At 32.5% G+C, this 21,844-nt stretch carries 16 protein-coding genes; 7 read left to right on the top strand and 9 right to left on the bottom strand.

Annotation, left to right across the window (positions count from 1 at the left end):
* Window positions 1–16 precede the first annotated feature (16 nt).
* The gene (locus tag GB234_RS10600; protein WP_151894545.1) at window positions 17–1,408 is read right to left on the bottom strand and encodes a thioredoxin-like domain-containing protein; all 1,392 of its coding nucleotides are present in this window, start codon (window positions 1,406–1,408) and stop codon (window positions 17–19) included.
* A 147-nt stretch (window positions 1,409–1,555) separates the two neighbouring features.
* Here GB234_RS10600 and GB234_RS10595 point away from each other — a divergent pair, with 147 nt between their 5' ends.
* Entirely contained in the window at window positions 1,556–3,181 is a 1,626-nt protein-coding gene (locus GB234_RS10595) for an ABC-F family ATP-binding cassette domain-containing protein (protein WP_151894544.1), read from the top strand.
* A 78-nt stretch (window positions 3,182–3,259) separates the two neighbouring features.
* Here the strand turns inward: GB234_RS10595 and GB234_RS10590 are convergent, their stop codons facing one another.
* Complete coding sequence (locus tag GB234_RS10590; protein ID WP_151894543.1) at window positions 3,260–3,502, bottom strand: DUF2007 domain-containing protein; 243 nt, start codon at window positions 3,500–3,502, stop codon at window positions 3,260–3,262.
* 11 nt (window positions 3,503–3,513) lie between these two features.
* Window positions 3,514–4,230, bottom strand: coding sequence for a hypothetical protein (locus GB234_RS10585; protein ID WP_151894542.1), 717 nt, complete (start codon window positions 4,228–4,230; stop codon window positions 3,514–3,516).
* A gap of 159 nt (window positions 4,231–4,389) precedes the next feature.
* On the opposite strand from GB234_RS10585, the gene GB234_RS10580 reads away from it, so the two are divergent.
* Window positions 4,390–4,965 (top strand): fasciclin domain-containing protein, encoded by a 576-nt coding sequence (locus GB234_RS10580; protein ID WP_151894541.1) that lies wholly within the window; start codon window positions 4,390–4,392, stop codon window positions 4,963–4,965.
* A 93-nt stretch (window positions 4,966–5,058) separates the two neighbouring features.
* On the opposite strand, the gene pheT is transcribed toward GB234_RS10580, so the two are convergent.
* A complete protein-coding gene (gene pheT / locus GB234_RS10575; protein ID WP_151894540.1) occupies window positions 5,059–7,488 on the bottom strand; it encodes a phenylalanine--tRNA ligase subunit beta in 2,430 nt (809 codons plus the stop codon).
* A gap of 97 nt (window positions 7,489–7,585) precedes the next feature.
* Here pheT and GB234_RS10570 point away from each other — a divergent pair, with 97 nt between their 5' ends.
* Window positions 7,586–8,797: a peroxiredoxin family protein gene (locus GB234_RS10570; protein WP_151894539.1), complete on the top strand. Its 1,212-nt coding sequence runs from the start codon at window positions 7,586–7,588 to the stop codon at window positions 8,795–8,797.
* Window positions 8,798–8,818: 21 nt separating this feature from the next.
* Here the strand turns inward: GB234_RS10570 and GB234_RS10565 are convergent, their stop codons facing one another.
* Together GB234_RS10565 and recG are read right to left on the bottom strand one after the other, a co-directional pair.
* Window positions 8,819–9,904: an acyltransferase family protein gene (locus tag GB234_RS10565; RefSeq protein WP_151894538.1), complete on the bottom strand. Its 1,086-nt coding sequence runs from the start codon at window positions 9,902–9,904 to the stop codon at window positions 8,819–8,821.
* Between the two features lie 86 nt (window positions 9,905–9,990).
* Window positions 9,991–12,096 carry an ATP-dependent DNA helicase RecG gene (recG, locus tag GB234_RS10560; protein ID WP_151894537.1) on the bottom strand — a complete coding sequence of 702 codons (2,106 nt, stop codon included), beginning with the start codon at window positions 12,094–12,096 and terminating at the stop codon, window positions 9,991–9,993.
* Between the two features lie 208 nt (window positions 12,097–12,304).
* On the opposite strand from recG, the gene GB234_RS10555 reads away from it, so the two are divergent.
* Window positions 12,305–14,368 carry a M1 family metallopeptidase gene (locus GB234_RS10555; protein ID WP_235906113.1) on the top strand — a complete coding sequence of 688 codons (2,064 nt, stop codon included), beginning with the start codon at window positions 12,305–12,307 and terminating at the stop codon, window positions 14,366–14,368.
* Between the two features lie 94 nt (window positions 14,369–14,462).
* Here the strand turns inward: GB234_RS10555 and GB234_RS10550 are convergent, their stop codons facing one another.
* Complete coding sequence (locus tag GB234_RS10550) at window positions 14,463–16,502, bottom strand: T9SS type A sorting domain-containing protein (RefSeq protein WP_151894536.1); 2,040 nt, start codon at window positions 16,500–16,502, stop codon at window positions 14,463–14,465.
* 248 nt (window positions 16,503–16,750) lie between these two features.
* Here GB234_RS10550 and GB234_RS10545 point away from each other — a divergent pair, with 248 nt between their 5' ends.
* From GB234_RS10545 to GB234_RS10535, 3 genes are all read left to right on the top strand, one after another.
* Complete coding sequence (locus GB234_RS10545; RefSeq protein WP_151894535.1) at window positions 16,751–17,572, top strand: hypothetical protein; 822 nt, start codon at window positions 16,751–16,753, stop codon at window positions 17,570–17,572.
* Between the two features lie 638 nt (window positions 17,573–18,210).
* A complete protein-coding gene (locus tag GB234_RS10540) occupies window positions 18,211–18,996 on the top strand; it encodes a sensor histidine kinase (protein WP_151894534.1) in 786 nt (261 codons plus the stop codon).
* Window positions 18,993–19,634 carry a response regulator transcription factor gene (locus GB234_RS10535; RefSeq protein WP_151894533.1) on the top strand — a complete coding sequence of 214 codons (642 nt, stop codon included), beginning with the start codon at window positions 18,993–18,995 and terminating at the stop codon, window positions 19,632–19,634. The genes GB234_RS10540 and GB234_RS10535 overlap by 4 nt, the downstream gene beginning before the upstream one ends.
* On the opposite strand, the gene GB234_RS10530 is transcribed toward GB234_RS10535, so the two are convergent.
* Both GB234_RS10530 and GB234_RS10525 read right to left on the bottom strand, forming a co-directional pair.
* A complete protein-coding gene (locus tag GB234_RS10530) occupies window positions 19,631–20,155 on the bottom strand; it encodes a DUF7935 family protein (protein ID WP_151894532.1) in 525 nt (174 codons plus the stop codon). The two genes, GB234_RS10535 and GB234_RS10530, sit on opposite strands and share 4 nt — an antisense overlap.
* Window positions 20,156–20,226: 71 nt before the next feature.
* A complete protein-coding gene (locus GB234_RS10525) occupies window positions 20,227–21,840 on the bottom strand; it encodes an FMN-binding glutamate synthase family protein (RefSeq protein WP_151894531.1) in 1,614 nt (537 codons plus the stop codon).
* Window positions 21,841–21,844: the final 4 nt, after the last annotated feature.

The raw sequence follows: 21,844 nt of genomic DNA, 5'->3' as shown, positions 1-21,844 counted from the left end.
AATTGAAAGCCTTTTTTTAGTTAATATAACCAAGCAATTTTGTTTCAAAACCTTGATTAAATATATTTGAGTAAGTGTCAATGATTTTACTATCGTTGTCAATTATTATAGCCTTGTTGACAGAATTGATCAATAATTCATTCTCAGCTTCTTTATCATTTTCAAATTGATATTCATGGGTTTTGCTATAACCAGAAGCTAATACAGTTTTTTGCCATTTCTTAAAATGATTATCTGTGTTAATACCTATGTAATCGTATTCAGGAAATTTGCTTTTTAGCTCAGCAATGCGCAAATGAATTTCCTTATAATGCCTAATAGAATTTTTTGACCAAAAGAAAAGTACTGTTTTTTTCTTAAGTATATCTTCTAAAAGAATAGTTTCATTCGTTACTGTGACTAATATTATTTCTGGAACTTTCTCTCCTTTTCTTAATTTTGAAGTTTTTTGAGCATACTTTAAAATTTCAGATTGGTGGCGTTTATTGGTGTCAATTTTGTTGAATAAGGCTAGTAGCTCTGTATCTCTACTCGCATCGTGTGTGTCAATTAAATACCTGCGTAAATTTGAACGTAATAAGTTATTTTTCAAACTTTCGGTTTTTACAAGACTATCAATTAAAAGCAATTTATATTTATGTTGCTTAAAATCTGCTTCAAGTTCTTCATCATTAATTTTACTTAACGCGAGGTTTTCAAAATGTCTATTTAAAAACCTATTATATGCATAATGATTTTGAAGTGATGAATCACTGTAAGCAATCTTATTTCTAAAATCATAGAAGTTAGCAGGGATTTTAGCTGAAGAGTTATCTTCCTCTTCCATTAACCTTTTACTTAAGTACCGCTCTTTTTGAGAATAACTATTGTAGTCTATAGTCCCTTGAGCTATTTTAATAAAATCATCAGATAATGGTATACTCTCTTCTAACTCGGTAAGTGAATTTTTACGACGGTTAGTTATAGAATCTATTTTTGCAGAATATGCAGCTGGTGATAACTTATAATAACCAGGTAGTTTTTCTGCTACAGACTCATTTTTGAGAAATAAACTGACTAAAAAATTATTTTTTTCTGCACCTTTTCCAGAAAATGCTAATGATTCATCAAAATCAACAGTATTAACTCTAAAAAGTAAACTATCTCCTTTTTCTAAATAGAAAAATTGAATTTCACCGTGTCTAAAAGTATATAGTCCAGTTTCTAAAGATTCACATTCAAAACGAAATGAGCCATCATCATCAAGACGGATGGTATCGTTTTTTGAATTAAAATCACTTATAATAACAAAATTAGAAACCGGATTAATTATTTGTCCACCTAAAAAGGTAGCTTCCTTCTTATTATCATTGTTTTCACATGATATAAAAGGGATTAACAAAAGAGAGAGAAGTAGTTTTTTTATCAAAAATGGGGTTTTAGTTGAGCAAATATAACCGTCTCCTAGTGACTCAATTGTTAACACATAGTTAAAATGATTTTAAGAGTTTTAAAGTTTTAAAGATGTACCTTATTTAATTACTTTTGCGCAACATTTTAAACAAGGAAAAATAGTATGCTTTCAGTTTCAAATTTATCAGTGCAGTTTGGTAAACGTATTCTTTTTGATGAGGTAAATACGCAATTTGTATCAGGCAATTGTTATGGAATTATTGGTGCAAACGGTGCTGGTAAATCAACGTTCTTGAAAATCATTTCAGGCAAACAAGATCCAACCTCTGGGAGTGTTCATTTAGAGCATGGTAAGCGTATGTCTGTGCTTGAACAAAACCATAATGCTTATGATGAATATCCAGTTTTAGAAACTGTGGTTAGAGGTAATAAGGAGTTATTTGAAATTAAATCTAAAATAGATGCTCTTTATGCAGATTATACTGACGAGAACGCAGAAAAAATAGGTGAACTTCAAGTTATTTTTGAAGAAATGAATGGTTGGAATGCAGATAGTGATGCAGCAGCACTTCTTTCTAATTTAGGTATTGATGAAAGCTTGCATTATAGTATGATGAGTGATGTTGATGGAAAGCAAAAAGTACGTATTCTTCTAGCTCAAGCACTTTTTGGTAATCCAGATGTATTGATAATGGATGAGCCTACTAACGACTTGGATTATGAAACAATAGGTTGGTTAGAGCATTTTTTAGCTAATTATGATGCGTGTGTAATAGTTGTATCTCACGATAGGCATTTTCTAGATGCGGTTTGTACTCATATAAGTGATATTGATTTTGGAAAAATAAATCATTTTAGTGGTAATTACACTTTCTGGTATGAGAGTAGTCAATTAGCTTCTCGTCAAAGAGCCCAACAAAATAAAAAGGCAGAAGATAAAAAGAAAGAATTAGAGGAGTTTATACGTCGGTTTTCTGCAAATGTTGCGAAATCAAAACAAGCAACAAGTAGAAAGAAGATGATTGAAAAGCTTGATGTAAGTAACATAAAACCCTCAAGTAGAAGATATCCAGCAATAATATTTGAAAGAGAGCGTGAAGCTGGAGATCAAATATTAAACATTGAAAATCTTTCTGCATCATTAGAAGGTGATGTGCTTTTTCAAAATGTTGATATTAACCTTGTAAAAGGAGATAAAATTGTAGTTTATTCTAAAGACTCAAGAGCTACAACGGCTTTTTATCAGATTATCTCTGGTAATGAAAAGGCAGATGGAGGCGAGTATAATTGGGGAGTAACAACTAATCAAAGTTATCTCCCATTAGACAATCACCACTTTTTTGAAAGTGATGACTCTCTTGTAGATTGGCTACGTCAATGGGCAAAAACCGAAGAAGAAAGAGAAGAGGTGCACATTCGTGGTTTCCTTGGTAAAATGATATTTAGTGGGGAAGAAGCATTAAAAAAATGTAATGTACTTTCTGGAGGTGAAAAAGTACGTTGTATGTTAAGTAGGATGATGATGATGCGTGCAAATGTGTTGATGCTTGATGAGCCTACAAACCACTTAGACTTAGAGTCTATTACGGCATTTAATAATTCGCTTAAAAACTTTAAAGGAACAATAATGTTTACAACTCATGACCATGAGTTTGCTCAAACAGTAGGTAATAGAGTTATTGAATTAACCCCTAATGGAGTTATTGATAGATATATGACCTTTGATGAATATATGAATGACCCAAAAATTAAAGAACAGCGTGAAAAAATGTATGAAGTTAACGCTTAATTAATCCTCAGCTATTTTTAATAGAAAGCCCCAATATATCAAGTAAGATATTTGGGGCTTTCTATTGTCTTTTAGGTTTTAATTTTCTCCTACTTCTTTTAAGTATAACTCAATCAACTCTTTGGATTTTTCAAGTTCTTCTCTTCTTATAAATAACCTAACTTGATTAGGAACTCCTGTAGCAAATCCTCCTGTAATACCACTTTGGTGGTCATCTTTTACAATTGGCGAAATTCCTAAGTCATTTAATCTTGCTATTAATCCTTGACCTATCATGGCAGGTCCTGTAAATATTCGTACTGTTTCTTTTTCTAAATCCATTAGGTATAAGTTTAAGCATTATAGTATTTGCTATTCCAGATAGCACCATTAAAGTTTTTTCCTTTAGAAAAACCATAAAATAGCACTACACCAGCGACACCTTTGAACATAAATAAAAATAACATAAGGTATTCTTGATTTAAATCTCTACGAGAAAACAAGTGCATTGGTGTAATCATTGTAAGAAATATACTTACTAATAAAATTGTAAAAACAAGATTTTCAAAACTTTTATAAGGCCACATTTGAGCTTTTCTAAATGGATGTAAATCTGTACCCCATTTATGTACTAAATAATAATAATCATTCCCCATGGGAGAAAAGAGTAGTGGATCATCAGCATTTTCTAACTTCATTAATTTTGCAGGAGCTACAATTTTAAATCCTTTTAAAGTTGTGTCATGCATATTTTCAAGGCTTCTTATTTTAGAAATTGCTTCGTCTGGATATGGACCTTTAAAATAATGAGAGTCTAAAAATCGAAGCCTGTAATCGATACAAAGTTTTTTAATATCTTCAATGTGAAAAATATTTTCTGAAATTAACAAATCAATGTTAAAACGGTTTTCATTTAAAATGTTTTTAGTCTCAAGTCTATTTTTAATTACATCTCGTTCTTTTTGATTTTTTTTAAAAATTTCTTGAACCTTACATAAAATTTCCTTTTCGTCAATTCGTTTTGCTCTTGTTTTTTCTAACTGCGTTTTAATATTCGTACGTGCTATCATAGCGATAATTTATTTATATAAATTTACGGGCAAAGCATTTAAAAAACAACACGTTTTAGTAATTTAACTAATTAGAGCAACTATTTAATTAAATTAACGTTGTGGTACATAGTTTGTATCTTTGATTTTAACAAGTATAAATTCTGAAATTTTAAAAACATGAAACATATAATTTTTGCACTTTTAATCGTAACATCTTTTTCAGTATCGGCTCAAAAGTATATGAATAAAACAGCAAACAATAGTACTAAGATTTTTAAAGGAACTACATTTACTGGGGCGAAGACACTAATCGATAATATTTCTGAAAGTAATTCTTTTACATATGCTACTCAAATACTTTCAAATGAAACACTTTTAAAAGAAATAGACCAAGAAGAGATGGTGACTGTTTTTGTTATGACTGATAAGGTTTTTAATAACATGGACAAAGAGGAACGTGAAGCACTTATGATTGATACAGATAAGTTATCAATGATGTTTAAGGCTCATAGTGTACCAGGAAGATTAGATGCAGTATCTATTAAAAAGGCAATCGAAAGTAACAATGGTTCTGCAAGTTTTTTAACATTAGCTGGAACAAAACTTATCGCAACCTCAAATGGAAATACTATCACGTTAAATGATGTTGAAGGAAATAAAGCTTTGATAATAGATACTAATTTTTATCACAAAAATGGTTTCTTTCATATTGTAGAGGGAATGGCATTCTCTTTAAAAGAAGAAAAAAAATAACTAAAATAGAAATAACAGTAGAGAAAAAATCCTGAGAACGTTTTATTCTCAGGATTTTTTAAGTTTTGCTAATTGCTAATTGCTAATTGCTAATTATCTCAAACTGGCTCCATAATCTTTTTCAAATCGTTGTTGCAGTTTCCCCATAATTTTGTCAATTTGCTTATCTGTAAGCGTTTTGTTTTCATCTTGTAGTGTAAAACTCAATGCGTACGATTTTTTTCCACTTGGGAGATTTTTTCCAGTATAAACATCAAAAAGGTTAACTTCCTTTAATAAACTTCGTTCTGTTTGAAATGCCGTATTTTTTAAATCTGAAAATAATACCCCTTCATCTAATAACAAAGAGAAATCTTTTTTCACCTTCGGAAATTTAGGAATAGGCTGTACTGTGAAATTTGATGTGGATATTTCTGAAAGTATTGCATTCCATTGAAAATCTGCGTATAAAATTTCTGTATCAAGGCCAAAATGTTTTGTTACTTTCTTTGATATAACACCAAACTCAACTAATACTTTTTTCTTTTTTGCTATTGCAATACCTTCAGAAAACAATGAGTTTTTCAATTCTCTTTCAATCGTTCCATTAATTCCCAACAGCTCTAAAATTGACATCGCTACCCCTTTTCCGTAGAAAAAATCACCCTTTTGAGCTGTAGCGTTATGCCAATTATCTTGAGTTTTATTTCCTGAAATTAATAGTGATAGATGACTCATCTCTTCACGCTTATCGCTGTAATTGTGGTAGGTTTTCCCAAATTCGAATAGCTTTATGTTTGTAGCTTTTCGGTTTGCATTATATGCTAAGGATTCTAATCCACCAAATAGCATAGACTGTCGCATAACAGATAATTCTTGGCTCAATGGATTAAGCATAGATACATCGTTGTCATTACTCAAACCTTCACTTAACTCTAAATATTTAGGAGAAGTGAGCGAGTTGTTCAACATTTCATTAAAGCCTATACTCGCAAGAAATGTAGCTGCCTTATTTTGAATTTTATAATCTTGAACTCCGTGAGTAGTTGCAATTGACGCATTTAATTTTTGTGTAGTTTTAATGTTATTATAACCATAAACACGTAAAACCTCTTCAATTACATCTGCCTCTCTTGTCACATCGTTGCGATAGGCTGGGATGGTCATTCCTATACCTGTTTCAGTAACGTTATTTACTTTGATTTCAAGAGAAGTAAGTATTCTTTTTATGGTTTCTTTAGAAATCTCTTCGCCTATAAGGCTATTTGCCTTTTCATAATTTAAAAATACTTGATGATCTTCAATCTTTTTGGGATACACATCAATTATATCGCTACTTATTTTTCCACCAGCAATCTCGCATATTAAAATAGCAGCACGTTTTAATGCGTATTCTGTGATATTAGGGTCAATGCCTCTCTCAAAACGAAAAGAAGCATCTGTGTTTAATCCATGACGTTTTGCAGTTTTACGAATGCTTACAGGATTGAAATATGCACTCTCCAAGAAAATGCTAGATGTACTATTTGTAACCCCGCTATCTATACCGCCAAAAACTCCAGCAATACACATAGGCTTATTCTCATTACAAATCATTAAATCCTCTTCATGCAATGTTCGTTCTACGCCGTCAAGGGTTGTAAATTTAGTGCCTGATGGAAGTGTTTTTACATTAATTATATTACCCTCAATTTTTGCGCCGTCAAATGCGTGCAATGGTTGTCCAAGCTCGTGGAGAATATAATTAGTGATGTCAACAATGTTGTTAATAGGTGCAAGTCCTATAGCTTTCAATCTGTTTTGAAGCCATGCAGGAGATTCTTGCACTACGATTTCTGAAATACTTACACCACAATATCTTGGTGCAAGTTCATTATTTTCAACATTGATTTCAATTTTTCGAGTACGGTCTTCAATATGAAAATTTGATGTTGATGGAGTAATTAATTCCATTGAAATATCTTTTTGAATTAAACCAGCTCTTAAATCTCTTGCAACACCCCAGTGGCTCATTGCATCAGCGCGGTTGGGCGTTAACCCTATTTCAAAAATTTCGTCATTTTCAACATCTAATATTTCCGAAGCTAACGTTCCAGGAGCAATTTTTTCATCAAGCACCATAATGCCATCATGCCCTTTTCCTAGCCCAAGTTCGTCTTCTGCACAAATCATTCCTTCGCTTACTTCGCCTCTTATTTTTCCTTTCTTTATTTGCCAAGGGTTGCCTTCTGCATCATAAAGTGTAGTTCCTATAGTAGCTACAGGTACTTTTTGACCAGTAGCAACATTAGGTGCTCCACAAACTATTTGTACAATATTGCCATCGCCAAGATCTACTTTTGTCACCTTTAAGCGGTCTGCATTGTTGTGTTGTTCGCATGAGAGTACGTGACCAACTACGATACCTTTTAATCCGCCTTTAATTGAAGAATATTGTTCTATTCCTTCAATTTCTAATCCAAGGTCAGTAAGGAGTTCGCCAGTTTTTTCGGCTTCCCAGTCGGTTTTAATAAATTGTTTTAGCCAGTTGTATGAGATCTTCATTATAAAGTTTTCTTAAAGAACGGCAAAGATAACATTTAGAACATTTAATGTAAGTACTTTTAAAACTTATAGTCTAAAGATTTTATAAATTATACTGATGAAAAAAGTTTTATTGTTTCTTATAGTACCATTTTTTATTGCTTGTCAAGAGGCAAAGCCGAAATTTCCTAAAGATGGTACTTGGAGAGCTGCATTAAAGCTTGATAAAGGTAAAGAGATTCCGTTCATTTTAGAATGGCAGAAAGGTTCAAAAATGATTATTCAAAATGCCGAAGAGCGCATTGAAGTTAAGGATATTACATTTTTTGGGGATAGTGTGTATATTGAACATCCTGTTTTTGAGGGTATATTTAAAGGAATTTATTCAAATGATACAATTTCAGGAAATTTTATAAAACCTAGTCTTGATAGAGTTGTTCCATTTTATATGTATGCAGGAAAAGAAAAACGTTTTAAAATAAAAGGAGCGCCCACAGTAATTATTAATGGGGCCTGGGAAACTGTTTTTAGTCCAAATAAACCAGCTGATAGATATATTGCAAAAGGTATTTTTAAGCAAACAGGAAATAAAGTGCATGGTACTTTTAGAACAACCACTGGTGATTATCGTTATCTCGATGGAATGATCCAAGATGATACTTTAAAGCTTTCTACTTTTGATGGTGCACATGCTTTTTTATTTGAAGCAAAAGTGACAGATAGTTTGATGGAGGGGCATTTTTATAGTGGTAATCATTGGAAAGAGCCTTTTATGGCAAAACTTAATAATGAGTATGAGTTGCCAAGTACAGACTCTCTTACATTTATAAAAGAAGGATATGAAAAGATAGAATTTACTTTTAAGGATACTAAAGGAAAAGAGGTTTCATTGGCAGATGATAGATTTAAAGATAAAGTTGTATTGGTTCAAATAATGGGAACATGGTGTCCTAACTGCCTTGATGAAACAAAATATTTTTCTGAATATTACAAAAAGAATAAAAGTGAAAATCTAGAAATGGTAGCTCTAGCATTTGAATATGCAAAAACAGAGGAGGGTGCAATAAAATCTATCAACAAATTTAAAAAGGGTGTTGGTGTTCCTTATCCTGTTTTACTTGCTCAATATGGAAGCGCTAGTAAGCTAAAGGCTAATAAAAAATTACCAATGCTTAACCATGTTTTAAGTTACCCTACGACTATTTTTATCGATAAAACAGGAAAAGTACGCAGGATACACACGGGTTTCAATGGACCAGCAACGGGTAAGGAGTATACAAAATTCACTAAGGAATTTGAAGAGTTTGTTGGCGGGTTAGTGAAAGAGTAGTAATTAGTTTTTTTTTACTATTTAATTATTTCTTGTTTTACGTTTCATCTTTAAGAAATATTTCTCAAAATATTGATAAGAAAAATGAGACACAGTTATAGTAATTCCAATCACTAAAACATTGATTGTTATGATGGTTAGTGCATTGTTTATTTTAAATTTTGGAAGTAATTTCAGAAATAAGAAACCTACGGATTGCATTGCGATGGCATGATACATATAAATCCCGTAAGATATTTTGCCTAAGTAATTCATGACTTTGTTTTCAAGGAACCTAATAGGTTTAACTGCTAATACAGCTATTGTGAACCCAAAAAGTAATACGCTAAATGCATGATAAATAATATCATTTAAATTTTTACTGAAAATATCTGACACAAAATAAAGTATAAATAATACTAGAATAGGTAATCTCATTATTGTGATAGTACGCTGTATGTGTTTTTTGTTCCATAGAATTGCACAAATACCACTAAATGAGAAATAATAGTAGAGCATATCATATTTTCTAAAAAATATAAATTGCTCTGAGAAAAAAACTAAAAAGTAAAATGTAGTAAATACTCCTAAAAAAAATACAACTCTTTTAACAGGTAACAATAAAAATAATGGTGCAATTAGTAAGTAAAATTGCTCTTCAATACCTATAGACCATAAGATTTCAAGAATACCTCCTGGTGAAAAAGTAGCAAAAACATTAGGAAGAAAGCAAACGGATAAAAATATTCCTGTGATTAAATCATAATTATTTTCAAAATCAAATCCTAAATGGGGGAGTATTAATTGATAATACAGAAATCCAATAATCAAAATAAGGTAATATAATGGGAATATTCTTAGAATTCGCCTTATGTAAAATCCTTTAAGATTAACTGTCCCTGTTTTTTTCTTTTCTATAAATAGCTGTTTAATAATTAAAAAACCGCTTAATGCAAAAAACATATAAACTGCTTCTCGGCCTTTGTGGAAAATAGCTAAATCATTAAAAAAAGGAAATCCTCTGTTATTTGAAAATTGAGGAATATGATAAATAACTACAAGAAGAGCTAAAAAAAATCGTATAGGAGTTAGGTTAGGTATATGTTTCTGCTTAATCGAGGTGCTCATGCAGTGTTATTAGTTGTGTTTTGTAAATTAGCTAAAAGCAAATATAAATTTTTCAATGGTGCTATATTAAAACCCTTCTTAGGTCATTAAGATATATAATTCCAAATATTCTTATATTTCATCAATTGCGCGTAGCTATCCTTAATAGGCTCATTTTCTTGCTTAACAAAATTGGGATCTTCTCTTAATAATTTTTGAGCATAACTTCGCGCTATTTTTAAAATTTCAGTGTCTTTAATGATGTCTGCGATTTTTAAATTGAGAACGCCACTTTGTTGCGTTCCCATAATGTCGCCAGGACCTCGAAGTTTTAAATCAACTTCGGCTATTTCAAATCCATCACTAGTGTGTGTCATAGTTTGTATTCTTGTTTTTGCATCTTCACTTAATTTATGGCTTGTCATTAAAATACAGTAACTTTGCTCAGCACCGCGACCCACACGACCTCGCAATTGATGGAGTTGCGATAGACCAAAACGCTCAGCGCTTTCAATCACCATCACAGACGCATTAGGCACATTTACCCCAACCTCAATTACCGTTGTTGCGACCATTATTTGAGTTTCGCCTTTGATAAAACGGTTCATTTCAAATTCTTTATCAACTGCTTTCATTTGCCCGTGGACAATAGATATTTGATATTTTGGCTGCTGAAATTCTCGAGAAATACTCTCATAGCCATCCATTAAATCTTTATAGTCTAACGCCTCGCTTTCTTGTATCAATGGATAAACAATATATACCTGTCTTCCTAACGCAATTTCATCTCTTATAAAACCAAATACTTTCAATCTATTCGCATCAAAACGGTGTACAGTTTTAATGTCTTTTCTTCCTGGTGGTAGTTCGTCAATTACACTAATGTCAAGGTCGCCATAAACACTCATTGCAAGGGTTCTAGGAATAGGGGTGGCGGTCATCACAAGAATATGTGGAGGGTATTCGTTTTTATGCCAAAGCTTACTCCGTTGTGCTACGCCAAAACGATGTTGTTCATCTATAATAGCAAGTCCTAAATTTTTAAACTTTACTTTATCTTCAAGCAACGCATGTGTGCCAACAAGTATGTTTAATTCACCATTTTCAAGAGATTTATGTATGATTCGCCTTTCTGAAGTTTTACTTGAGCCTGTTAAAAGTGATATGCTGATATTCAAATCGTTACACAGTTCAAGTAATCCATTGTAATGCTGTACTGACAAAATTTCAGTAGGCGCCATTAAACACGCTTGAAATCCGTTGTCAAGTGCCATTAGCATTGATAAAAAGGCTACAATCGTCTTTCCACTTCCTACATCTCCTTGTAATAAGCGATTCATTTGTGCATTACTACCTAAATCAAACCGTATTTCTTTAACTACTCGTTTTTGTGCGTCTGTTAATTCAAAGGGTAATTGTTCATTGTAAAAAGTGTTGAAGTAGTTCCCTATTTCGGTAAAAGGATATCCTTTTATTTTGCTTTTATGAATGAGGTTTTTGAATAATAATTGCAGCTGAATGTAAAATAATTCTTCAAATTTTAATCTATATTGTGCTCTAGCCAATTTTTCCTGACTTTCTGGAAAATGAATATTTATAATTGACTCGCCTTTTGGCAGTAATTTTAGTTCACTCAAAAGTGGTTTTGATAGCGTCTCTTTTTGGTTGTTTTTAATTTCAGAAAAGAGCGTTGCAAGCAGTCCTAAAAGTACTCTGTTTGTAATGTTGCTATTGGCTAATTTTTCTGTGGACGGATATACGGGCTGCATGGTTGCTTTAAGCCCTTTTTCATATTCGGTAAGTAATTCCATTTCCGGATGTGGCATGGAATAACTATGGTTAAAATGATTGGTTTTTCCAAAGACAACATACGGCACATTAATTTTTAAATTTTCTTTAATCCATTTGTGACCTCTAAACCAGACTAATTCCATCGAGCCAGTTTCATCTCTAAATGTAGCAACTAATCGTTTCCCTCTCTTTTGCTGCACAGTTTTAATATGCGTAATTTTTCCAATGATTTGAATATCTGCACTTGTAGGTTTTAATTGCGCAATTTTATAAAACTGAGTGCGGTCAATGTACCTATTTGGAAATAAATGGATGAGGTCTTGAAACGTATGAATCCCAAGCTCCGTCTTTAGCAATGAAGCCCTATTAGGGCCAACACCTTTAAGATACTCAATGGGAGTTTGTAGAAAATTTGAATTCATAAAACGAAAATAATGAATTTTAAATTTGGAATTCAGAATTCGGAATTCAGAATTATTATATTTACGTATGGAAATCCATTTTAGAACAAAATATATCTCTTAAATTTTCCCCTGTCATAGAGGATGTAGAATTGATTATTAGTAAAGTAAAACGTTCTCGACATACAAAAATTACAATGCATTAGAAATTCAAAATAAAGCTTCAACATTGATAAAATATCTTTTACTCTTTGCCTCAATCGCATCTTTTTCCCAGCAAACAAATATTGTTGATTTCAAAAAAATCACAGCGACGATAATGCCCAATGCTTCGGAAATGTCTGTCAATGGAGATGTTTTTGTCTCATTTACCATTTTGAAGGATATAGATAAAGTTTATCTAGACGCGATTAATATGGAGCGCCCCGATGCGAAAGACGGTGATACCAAAATTTATTACACCGATGATAAAATTATTTTCCACAACAATTTTAAAGCGGGTAATACCTACGAGGTCAATTTTCAATACGTTGCAAAACCTAAAAAGGCGCTTTATTTTACTGGCGATCATATATGGACACAAGGACAAGGGAAAAATACATCGCACTGGCTACCGAGTATTGATGACATGAATGATAAGATTGAGTTTGATTTAAAATATGTTGTTCCAGAAACACAAACTATTTTAAGTAATGGAATATTAGTAGATATAATTAGAAAAGATAATTTTAAAGAATATTTTTTCGACATGGAAAACCCAATGTCAAGTTACCTAGTAGCTTTTGCAATGGGAGATTATAATAAAACTACAGTGGTTTCGGCAAGTGGAATTCCTATTGAGTTATATTATAGGCCTAACGATTCAGCAATTGTAAAAACTACGTATAAGCACACAAAAACCATTTTTGATTATTTAGAAAATGAAATAGACGTTCCGTACCCTTGGCAAAATTACAAACAAGTTCCTGTGCGCGATTTTCTGTATGCAGGTATGGAGAATACAAGTTGCACTATTTTTTCTGAATCTTTTGTCGTTGACGAAATAGGCATAAATGATAGAGATTATACAAACGTAAATGCGCATGAATTAGCGCATCAATGGTTTGGAAATCTAGTGACAGAAACCTCTGGAACTCACCATTGGTTGCAAGAAGGTTTTGCAACGTATTATGCGCTATTGGCAGAACGAGAAATCTATGGTGATGATTATTACTATTGGAAATTGTTACAATCAGCAAACAGTTTACAAGAGGTAAGCGAGGCTGGAAAAGGGCAATCTCTTTTAGACCCAAAAGCATCTTCACTTACTTTTTATGAAAAAGGAGCATGGGCATTACATATTTTGAGAGAGCGAATAGGGGATACCGCATTTAAAAACACTATTAAGCAATACCTCGAAGAACATGCATTTAAAAATGTAGAAACAGATAATTTTTTAAATATGGTCAAACGTAATACAACAATTACGATAGACAATTGGGAAAAAGACTGGCTTCAACAAACGGCCTTTCAGGCCAATCAAGCATATGAGTCTTTACTAGCGTCACCATTTATAAAAGAATATTTTGAGCTTTCTTCTTTGCGACCAGTAGCAATAGCCGAAAAGAAAATACCATTGACCACTGCGTTGACTTTTAACAATGAGTATTTAGGTCAAGAGGCTGTTTTTCAATTAACTGCGGAGCCTGTTGAGAAAGTGATTCCATATTTAAAGAAAGCCTTTGAGAGTAATAATTTAATGACGCGACAAGCGATTGCAATTTCGTACGAAGGGGCAATACCTAATGTATTAAAAGCAGATTTTGAATCTTTACTAAATGATGAAAGCTACGTGACTATTGAAGCGGCTTTACTTTTATTAAGAAAAGCATTACCAAACCAAATGCCAAAATATTTAGACAAAACCAAAGGTATTGTTGGTTTTCAAGATAAGAATGTGCGTCAAATTTGGTTAGTTCTCGCAATGTTAACAGAAGGCTACCAAAAGCAGAACGCAGCAAATTTTACAAGTGAACTAAATAATTATACATCAAACAACTACTCTTTTGAAATACGAGAAAAAGCTTTTGAGTATGTAAATTATTTAGGAATTTTTGATGATACATCCTTAGCGTCATTAGTAAATGCTAGTACACATCATTATTGGAGGTTTAGAGACAGTGCTCGCACTTTACTCACCGAGGTTTTAAAAGAAGAAAAATATAGCAATAAAGTTAAGGAAATCTATTCGCAATTTTCAGATACAGAAAAAGAGTATCTTGAAAGAATAGGTTTTAAGGCTTCGGAAAAGTAACTATTGTTTAAAATTTCCGAAGTAAAAAAATATAAAAAAGACCCTTTGAAATTATATCAAAGGGTCTTAAAAAATCTAATTATGGTTAGTTGGCTTATTCAATAATTAGCTTTGATGTATGCATGCTACCGTCTGCTGCGGTTGCTTTTACTAAATACATCCCTGATGCTAGCCCTTCAACATTTACTTCTTGAAATGTATTACTATTTCTATTTGTATCATCTTTTACAATGTTTCCACTCATAGTTGTAATGACAACTTGATTGACAGTATTGTTTTCAAGGCGAACAGTAACAATACTTGTAGCAGGATTAGGTGACACATTTAACATTGAAATATTGTTAGATATTTGAATTCCATCTCTACGCGAACCAATTGTAGGTGCATATCTGCCTAACATTGAGATAATACGTTGTTTATGTGCTGGGTTTAATCCAGATTGCGGTATTGAAGGTATTCGATTATTATATGTTAATTGGTAAGTGAAACCTTCATCATAACAATCTACACAACAACTATTAGAGTACATCCCTACAATATAAAGTTTGTTTTGATCAAATGGGAAGTTGTTGTAAACTGTTGTTAGATTCCATGGAGTTGCTCCAGATGTTCCTGGATTGAAAATACTATATCCAGTATCATTACCCCAACCATAAGAGTCTGCAAAATCTATTGTAATGCTTCCTCCGCTATAGTTGTCAACGGTAGCTACAAACCAGTACCACGGCTCTTCACAAATTTCGGTATCAAATGGTAATACATCATCACCTGTGCTTATTGTATTTATAGACCCTGTAATTTGTTGAGGATTTCCTTGGTGTTGTACTGTAATGGTTAATTCTGGGTCAGCCAACTCGCTAACTGCGATATCATCAATTGCAAGATCATTACCATCACCTAATCCGTCTTCTTTAAGTAATATTCTAAAATCCATATCTTCACCCCCAGTAAAACAAAAGCTTACTGATTGCCATGCACAAGGATCTGTAGGATCTACATCAATCACTGCAGTCTGGCTAAATCCTGTTGTGGTTACGATTTCAATTTCCGGAAGAATATCAAACGTACATTGTGGCATATTTTTGAAATTAGCACAAAAACGGTATTCTTTATTTTCATCTAAGTTTAATGACTTTCTGTAAATTTCTGAAACAGTACCTGCGGGTTGTGTCGTCTTTCCATTTACTAAAAGAAATTTATCATTTGTGGCATATGCTATGGGATCTTCGCAAAATGAGTGGTCTGTAATGTTTGCACCAAATGCACTTGCACTATCTGTTACATCATATTGTCCTGGTAGTGTTGCACCATTTTGCGAATAGCTACTTGTAAATCCTGTGTTTCCAAATTCAAAATTTCCATTTGTCATAAGGTTTTCACTTTCATCACAACAATATGATCCATCTTCTGTAGGTGGTTCTTCTGTAAATGTACTATCACAATCTTGACTTATACATATATTGTCAATACCAAAGCGTTCATCCCCACCCGCTACATCTACTAAATATGCAATTGACCCTACGTTTGAAATTAATGAATTCCACGCTGCAGCTCCTCCGCTATTAATTACCCATGTGCCATCACTATTGCCTGGTAGGTTTCCAGCAGCATCAGCAAAATCAATAGGGGCACAAATACGTACCCATCCTCTCGATGGATCCACAGGAATGTTAAGTGTAAATACTGCAGATACTGTTGAAGATTGTGGGTCTGGACCATCGTAAATACGAAGGGAACTTCCACTTAATGTTCCGGTTTGAATATGAAAAGTCCTAAAATCATAACAAAAGCAACCTTCATCTTGCGTCATAGCCATCCAGTTTCCTGCGTAGTCTATTGCATTATAAATAAAACTAGCTCCATTACCACATGAGCCATCATCCATATAAAGGTATCTGTCACCAGCACCGTTCTGGCTATTATTATCTGTATAGTTAATATCTGTATTAATGACTCCCCAATTATCTAAAACATTAGGTGTTGCAACCCCATTACACCCAGGACCTGCTGGTGAGGTATTGTTAAACTGATCAAAAGGTTCACAAAAACCTTGATTTTGTGCGCTCATGCTTGCTGTAAATAAAATGCAGCAAAGCCATGCGACTTTTTTTGAGATGTGTAGAAAATTTTTCATGATAAAAGTTTTAATAATACCTACTCTTTTTTTGTGGCTTTTCAGTTACCGCCAAGTAATGGTTGGTTAGCATTACTGAGGCAAAGATGCTACCCAAATCACATTAATTGTCAAGTTAAACAACTGTTAATTAGAAATTTAAGTCCTTTTTTGATTTAGTCATTTCTCTTTTTTAAAAAGGGGGAATCCCCCTTTTGTGTATTTAGCTATTACTCATACATTTACATAAACTAAAAAACTAACAAACAATGAAAGATTTAAAACAAACAATTATTGGAGCTATTGCTATTTTTTTATTTGCGACTTTATTTAGTTCATGTGGTTTATTTTCAGAAGAGCCTACAGGTGATTCAAACGATGAAACTCCACCAGAATATGTAAATGAGCCTGCTAAAATTATCTCAATTAAGCAAGCTAAAAACATGTATGATATTTATACAGAGAGAAAAGTACCTGCTTTAATGTGGGGAGCAGATAATCCAGAATTAAATCAAAACTCTGATGGAACTAACACGACAGATCCTAATTTTAAACCTACGCGATATATTGAGTATAGCTTAGAAGAGATAAAACATTATATATCTTACATAGAAAGTGAAGCTGATTTAGCAGGTGCTAAAGTAGGGAATCTTAGAATCTATCTAGGTGCATACCCAATCAAAGGCGATGTGTTTGAAAGTGGAGAAGTTGCTAGATATAATAGACAAGAGTCTATTTTTATTTTGCCAACCACTAAAAACCCAGCAAATGGAATGCAACAAGGCTTTTATACTTCTGGTAGTGCTAATGGAGGAAAGCGAGAGCCAGTATTTCTAATTAATGGGGTGGAAGAACTAAATAAAAAAGACGGTAAAGTAAATAGAAAAGGGAATAGAATTGGTAAACAAGTATCTCAAGCTTCAATGTTAGGTTTTAATATTGCTCAAGACAACGAGGATAGAAGTCTTATATTAAATGACGGTAATGTTGTTCCTCCACCTAAGCAAAATACTGATATGGGAGGTAGTGATAACGATAATGATAGCAACGACAATGATAATGACGATAATAATAATGGAAAAAAAGGATAATTAATAGCTAAGTAATTTAAATTGGAAACCGAAACACTTATTTCTATTCTTGTAAAAACCTACATGGTGCAATACGTTATTGTTGCGTTACTTGCAATATGGAGGTTTAAGGAATATAAAGAGACTGGGCTTAAGTGGTTTCCTATATTAGCCGTACTTATTTTTTTAATAGAATTTATTGGATTTTTTACAATTCAAATTTTAAATCTTACTACAAACTTTATTTTTTATAACATTTTTTATCTTTTTTATTTCTTATTTATTTTCCAAGTTTTTAAAGAAAATGTTATTTATAACATTTTCAAAAAATGCATAAGCGCTATGATGATTATTTTCATTCTTCTATATGGAATCAAGATAATTATAAGTAATTTCTTCACAGAAATGCAAGTGTCTATTTATGTTTTAGGTGGATTTTTTACAATCATATCTATTGTAATGTTTTACATAGATTTATTGAGGACTAAGCGAGTAATGATAATTCAATTTAATATGCTTTTTTGGATTAGTGTGGGATTATTCCTCTTTTTTATTGGATATATTCCCATAAAAATTATAAAAAATAGTTTTGTTGAATACAATAATTTATTCTTTCAATTCAGCATATTACAGTATGTATTAATTATAATAATGAACTTATGCTTTATAGTGGGCTTATTAGTGGCGAAAAAGAAGTATTTAGCGTTACGCTAATTGGTATTGCACTTTTGCTGGCAGTAGTCATTATTGTACTATTGCTTGTATTTATGGGGAGTAAAAACTCACTAGTTAAAGAACAGGAACAAGCTAAAAAATCGTTTGAAAAGGAGCTTGCCGAATCACAAATTGAGATCAGGGAGGCAACCCTTCGCAATATAAGTTGGGAGTTACATGATAATATTGGCCAATTATTGACATTAGCAAAAATACAAGCACAGAGCATTAAAGACCATCCAGAACGTATTGACGAAATGGTACAAACTATAGGCACAGGATTAGATGAATTGCGTGCATTATCAAAATTAATAAATCCAGATGTACTTAAAAGCTTATCTCTTTCTGAGGCTGTCCAATTAGAGATTGACAGGTTCAATAGGCTAGAATTTATAAACGCATCTTTAGAGATTAGTGGAAGCCCATTTTCATTTAATGCAAATCATGAGATTATTTTGTTTCGTATACTTCAAGAGTTTTTTTCAAACACAATAAAACATTCAAAAGCATCTAATCTAGAAGTAGTTATTTCCTTTTCAGAAATAGTAACAATGGAAGCTAAAGACAATGGTATTGGCTTCGCCGAAATGTCAAAAATTGAAGGAATAGGACTATTGAATATGAAAAATAGAGCAAAATTAATAGGTGCCCAATTGCAGCTAATTTCCGAAGAGAAAAAAGGAACACAACTTAAAATTCAATATAAACCTACTAATCAAAAAATAATATGAAAAAATACACCGTAGTAGTAGTTGATGATCACACTTTATTGTCACAGGCCATAGGAGGATTAGTAAACGATTTTAAAAATTTTGAAACTTTATATCTCTGTAAAAACGGACAAGAACTTTTAGACAAATGTAAAAACCCTAATTTTGTGCCAGACGTTGTTTTAATGGATGTTAATATGCCCATTTTAAACGGAATTGAAACTACCGAAATTTTGAAATCTGAATACCCAAGAGTTAATGTAATGGCATTGTCTGTTGAAGAAAATGAGGAAACTATATTAAAAATGTTGCGAGTAGGAGCAAAGGGGTATTTGATGAAAGACACAAAAAAAGATATTCTAGAAGATGCACTTGAACAACTTATGGAAAAAGGATTTTATCATACAAATGCAGTTTCAAGACTTTTAATTAACTCTTTAAACGGTACAAAAGAATCATCACTCCAGCTCAAAGATCGCGAAGTAGAATTTTTAAAACATGCGTGTACAGAGATGAATTATAAAGAAATAGCCTCGCAAATGTTTTTGAGTCCAAAAACAATTGAAGGCTATAGAGATTCTGTATATGAAAAATTAGGAATAAAAAATAGAATAGGGTTAGTACTCTTTGCTATTAAAGCAGGATATTTTAAACCCTAAAATAATTCTGAAATTTCTGTTTTTATAAAGGCAAGTGCTTTTTGAGAAGGTGAAACTCCAGCCATAGCATTATTTAAAAGTGATTCTCTTAATTTATCTGCCGAATCATTTTTCTCATTCATTGCCATTTGTCTTACAGTTTGTATTGTAGCGTTTTTAGCTGTACGAATAATATTCCAAGCCTCTGCAGAAACATAAATTTGTTGCGTCAAATTGTGTTCATACTCTTGTTCAATACCATTGATTAAATCATTCTCATAAACTTCGACATTACTATTTCTAGGTTTAATGCGTACAACAGATTTGTTTAAATCCATACGTTCTAGAAAGAGTGTGATTCGCTCAAAAGCTTGTAATCTAAGAGGTAATAATTTTCCTTGTGCATCTTTATGAAGCAAATAACGACGTCGATTTTCTTCGTTTTCTGTATGTTTTTTAAAAAATAAAAATGCCACTGCACCAACTATCAATGCAGTAATTATTAAAGCAAAATAAGGAAATAATTGTTCGAGTTGTTCCATAAATAAAGTAGGTTGATGATTTGGATTTTATAAACTTAAAAAATAACGAAAAATAAATGTAGGTATTGTTTTTAATATCTTACTTCTTCTTTTTTGATTGCAGCTTTTACGACTTTCTTTTCTTCTTTAACTTTATAGCCTCCACCCAGATGTTCACACTTTTGTAATGTTTTTGTATTACTAAATGGAACTTTTACTTTATTATACTTAAATACACGAGATAAATCATTTACCATTTCTTTATCTCCAGTTGCCATTTCAACATCATCCATGGTAAATAAACAAGGATGTTCATAGCCAGCAGCATGAGTCATCTCTAATAACTCTTTTCTAAAATTTTTAAAATAGTAATGCGCTCTAACAGATTTTTCATCAACATTAATACCCATTTGCTTCCATTTGCTTTGAGTAGCAACACCACTTGGACACTCGTTAGTATGACATAATTTAGCTTGTATACAACCTATAGATAGCATTGCTTCACGAGCAACATTAATACAATCTACCCCCATTGCAAAAGCCATAACCGCTCTTGCAGGAAATCCTAATTTTCCACTTCCTATAAATACAATTTTTTCGTTGAGGTCATATTTTTTAAAAATTTGATAAATTTCACTAAACCCATAAATCCATGGTAAAGCAACATGGTCTGCAAAACTTGGGGGCGCAGCACCTGTACCACCTTCACCACCATCGACTGTTATAAAATCAGGGCCTTTACCAGTTTCGGCCATTATAGAAGCTAGTTTTTCCCAATCTTCCAATTTTCCAATAGCTGCTTTTATACCTACTGGTAATCCAGTAGCATTTGCAATATCTTCTACAAAATCAACAAGCCCATCAACGCCATTAAATGCTGAGTGTGTAGGAGGTGACAAAACATCTTTGCCAACTTCTACATGTCTAATTTCGGCAATTTCAGCAGTAATTTTTTTACCAGGTAGGACACCACCTTTTCCTGGTTTTGCACCTTGTGATAGTTTTACTTCAACAGCTCTAACTTGAGGGTTCTCCGCACAAAGTTTTACCATTTTTTCCATAGAAAAAGTACCTTCGCTACTGCGTACACCAAAGTAACCTGTTCCAAAGTGGAAAATAACATCCCCACCTTTTTTATGATAAGGTGATAGTCCACCCTCGCCAGTATTATGATATGCATGTGATAACTTACAGCCTACATTCAAAGATTCAACTGCACGCGCAGAAAGAGAGCCAAAACTCATAGCAGAAACATTAATTACTGATGCTGGTCTAAACGGTCTCCTTCTTTCATGAGCTAATCCCATGACTTTAGCACAAGGTAGAAAATATGGGTCTTTCGCATTTGGGTGGTTATTTTCTACTTTAAAAGGCATCATTGCATTCTTAACAAAAATATAGTTAGGTTCGTATATATCTCTGTCAGTTCCAAAACCTTCATAATTATTTTCATTTTTTGACGAAGCATAAATCCAACCCCTTTCAATACGGTTAAATGGTAGTTCTTCTCGGTTATTTGCTACAATATATTGTCTCAACTCAGGCCCTATACTTTCAAGCATATATCTAAAGTGACCAACTACTGGAAAATTATGTAAAATGGTGTGTTTTTTCTGTAGTACATCATATACTGCAACTAATAACACTACAAGAATTACCCAGCCCCACCAAGGGATATTTCCTAGAAAACTTAAAATTTCATTCATACCT

Source organism: Patiriisocius marinistellae, assembly GCF_009014635.1.
Lineage (GTDB): Bacteria > Bacteroidota > Bacteroidia > Flavobacteriales > Flavobacteriaceae > Patiriisocius > Patiriisocius marinistellae.
This window is presented reverse-complemented; position numbering and strand designations above follow the sequence as displayed.